This window comes from Aquabacterium sp. (genome assembly GCF_030652515.1).
Classification (GTDB): Bacteria; Pseudomonadota; Gammaproteobacteria; order Burkholderiales; family Burkholderiaceae_C; genus Aquabacterium.
In genome coordinates this window covers 1-3,055 of sequence record NZ_JAUSAR010000096.1, presented here as the reverse complement: position 1 = coordinate 3,055, position 3,055 = coordinate 1, and the positions used below count along the sequence as shown (strand labels likewise).

At 63.0% G+C, this 3,055-nt stretch carries 2 protein-coding genes, 1 tRNA gene and 1 pseudogene; all 4 read left to right on the top strand.

The features are described 5' to 3' along the window. A pseudogene (locus tag Q7V20_RS11555) lies at nucleotides 1-125 on the top strand (acetyl-CoA carboxylase carboxyl transferase subunit alpha); the annotation flags it as partial. Nucleotides 126-130: 5 nt separating this feature from the next. Continuing rightward, nucleotides 131-1,477, top strand: a complete 1,347-nt coding sequence (gene tilS, locus Q7V20_RS11550; protein WP_304790868.1) for a tRNA lysidine(34) synthetase TilS — start codon at nucleotides 131-133, stop codon at nucleotides 1,475-1,477. Between the two features lie 95 nt (nucleotides 1,478-1,572). Continuing rightward, nucleotides 1,573-2,832, top strand: coding sequence for an aspartate kinase (locus tag Q7V20_RS11545; protein WP_304790866.1), 1,260 nt, complete (start codon nucleotides 1,573-1,575; stop codon nucleotides 2,830-2,832). An 82-nt stretch (nucleotides 2,833-2,914) separates the two neighbouring features. After that, nucleotides 2,915-3,005, top strand: a tRNA-Ser gene (locus tag Q7V20_RS11540). Nucleotides 3,006-3,055: the final 50 nt, after the last annotated feature.

The window sequence follows — 3,055 nt, the reverse complement described above, 5'->3', positions numbered from 1 at the left end:
ACCTCAAGCGCGGCTTGAACGATGCCATGCGCCAGCTCAGCGACCTGAAGGTGAAGGAATTGCTGCAGCAGCGCTATGACCGGCTGCAAAGCTACGGCCGCTACAACGACACCAAAGAGCATTGAGCCTCATGAACGCTGTAGGCGAGGGCGGCTGCACCATTGCCGTGGCCTACAGCGGCGGCCGTGATTCGACGGCCTTGCTGCACGCCACCGCCGTGGCGGCGCTTGAACAACCCGGCTTGCGCGTCGTGGCGCTGCATGTGCACCACGGCTTGAGTGCCCATGCTGACGAATGGTTGGCGCACGCCCAGGCACAGTGCGAGGCCTGGGCCCGGCAAGGTCTTCCGGTCAGCCTGATCTGGCGTCGGCTCAGCCTGAATCAGAACCCGGGTGACAGTGTTGAAGCCTTGGCCCGAGACGGGCGCTACCGGGCCCTGACCGAGATGGCGCTGGAGGCGGGGGCCGATACCGTGCTGTTGGCCCATCACCGCCGTGATCAGGCCGAAACCTTTTTGCTGCAAGCCCTGCGCGGGTCGGGCATCGCGGGTTTGTCGGCCATGCCTTCAAGTGCCGATCGCCATGGCATCCGTTGGGAGAGGCCGTGGCTGTCGCATCCCCGTCGCGCCATCGAGGCTTATGTGGCCCAGCACGGCCTGGCGTACATCGAAGATGACAGCAACGCCGATCCGCGCTTTGCCCGCAACCGCATCCGCTTGACGGTTTGGCCTGCGCTGGAAGCTGCTTTTGAGCAAGCCGAGGTGTCGCTGGTGCAGTCGGCGGGCAGGGCAGCCGATGCCCGCGCGTGCCTGGAGGATTGGTTGGCGCAGTCCTTGGTGGGCTTGTTGGTGCCCGGCCAGGTGGATGCCTTGAGTGCGCCGGCGCTGCTGGCCCTGCCCTTGCCGCATCAGCGGGAGCTGCTGCGGCACTGGTTCACCACCCGCACCGATCGGCACCTGCCAGCCAGCGCCGTGGCGCGCCTGACGCAGGAGTTGCCTTCGCTGGTGGACACGGGGCGGTCCATCCAGTGGCGCGCGGGGGCTTTCGATGTCTGCCTTTACCGTGGGGTGTTGATCTGCCGCTCCGCTGAGCTTGCCCGGCATTCGTCCACCGACGCGCCTGCCGCCAAGCTGTTGCACATCAGCGGGCCAGGGCGCCATGCCTTGCCCGGGTGGGGCGGCGAGTTGGTGGTGTCGGTGGTCGACAGTGGTGGGGTCGCCTTGTCTCGCCTGGCGCAGGTCGAAATCCGTTCGCGGGAAGGCGGCGAGGATTTTCAGTTGGGCACCAACCGCCCCTCGCGCGCTTTGCGTAAGCAGTTTCAGGCGCAGGCCGTGCCCGAGTGGGAGCGTTCTGGTCCCTTGGTGTTCGCCCAAGGCCAGCTGGTTTTCGCCCGGGGCTTGGGTGTGGATGCCCGGGTTTTGGCCGCCCCTGGCGAGCCGCAAGTGACCCTGATTTGGGTGCCCAATCTGACAATTTAACGTGTCTCGATCATGGGAAGTTGGCCGACCGTGACTGAACGGGCTAAAATCGAAGGCTCGACCGAGTAATCGTTACCCTTCAACTTCATCCTGACATGGCACTGATCGTTCACAAATACGGCGGCACGTCGATGGGCTCCACGGAGCGCATCCGCAACGTGGCCAAGCGCGTGGCCAAGTGGGTTCGGGCTGGCCATCAACTGGTGGTGGTGCCCTCGGCCATGAGCGGCGATACCAACCGCCTGCTTGGCCTGGCCAAGGAAATTTCCGACCGCGCCAGCCCCCGCGAACTCGACATGATCGCCTCCACGGGCGAACAGGTGTCGGTGGGTTTGCTGGCCATTGCGCTGCAAGCCGAAGGCCTGGAGTCGGTCAGCTACGCTGGCTGGCAAGTGCCCATCAAAACCGATTCGTCCTTCGGCAAGGCCCGGATCGAAAGCATTGACGACGTCCGCGTGCGTGCCGATTTGGCCGCGGGTAAAGTGGTGGTCATCACTGGCTTCCAGGGTGTCGATCCCAATGGGCACATCACCACGTTGGGCCGCGGCGGTTCGGACACCTCGGCCGTGGCGATTGCCGCCGCCATGAAGGCCGACGAATGCCTGATCTACACCGACGTGGATGGTGTCTACACCACCGACCCACGCGTGGTGCCCGAGGCGCGCCGCCTGAACAGCATCAGCTTTGAAGAGATGCTGGAAATGGCCAGCCTGGGCTCCAAGGTGCTGCAGATCCGTTCGGTGGAGTTTGCCGGCAAGTACCGTGTGCCCCTGCGCGTGCTGTCCAGCTTCACCCCGTGGGACATTGACCTCGATGTGGAAGCCGCATCGGGCACGCTGATCAGTTTTGAGGAAGATGAAAAAATGGAACAAGCCGTTGTCTCTGGCATCGCCTTCAACCGCGACGAAGCCAAAATCACCGTGGTCGGCGTGCCCGACACCCCCGGCATCGCCTACCAGATCCTGGGCAAGGTGGCCGAGGCCAACATCGACGTGGACGTGATCATCCAGAACGTGTCGCACGATGGCAAGACCGACTTCTCGTTCACCGTGCATCGCAATGATTACGCCCGCACGATGGAGTTGCTGGAAACCAAGGTGGTGCCTGCCTTGGGTGCGCAGCAGGTGGTCGGCGATCCCAAGATCTGCAAGGTCAGCATCGTGGGCATCGGCATGCGCAGCCACGTGGGCATCGCCAGCACGATGTTCCGTTGCCTGTCGGAAGAGAGCATCAACATCCAGATGATCACCACCAGCGAGATCAAAACCTCGGTCGTGATCGACGAGAAGTACATGGAGTTGGCGGTGCGTGCGCTGCACAAGGCGTTTGGGTTAGAAGAACCCCGCGCGGCTTGATCAGGCCTTGATCACAGCTGCGTTGTTTTGAGCGCAGCGCGAGGGTTGGCGCCGTTTTCAAGGCTATAATGCTAGTTGTGCTGGAGATGTGGCCGAGTGGTCGAAGGTACTCCCCTGCTAAGGGAGCATACGCCAAAAGCGTATCGAGGGTTCGAATCCCTCCATCTCCGCCAAAACAGAGATCCCCCTGCAAGTCTTGTACTTGCAGGGGGTTTTTCTTTGG

Coding starts and splice junctions, on each gene's coding strand:
- Q7V20_RS11545 (WP_304790866.1), top strand. CDS start 1,573: ATGGCACTGATCGTTCACAAATACGGCGGCACGTCGATGGGCTCCACG.
- tilS (WP_304790868.1), top strand. CDS start 131: ATGAACGCTGTAGGCGAGGGCGGCTGCACCATTGCCGTGGCCTACAGC.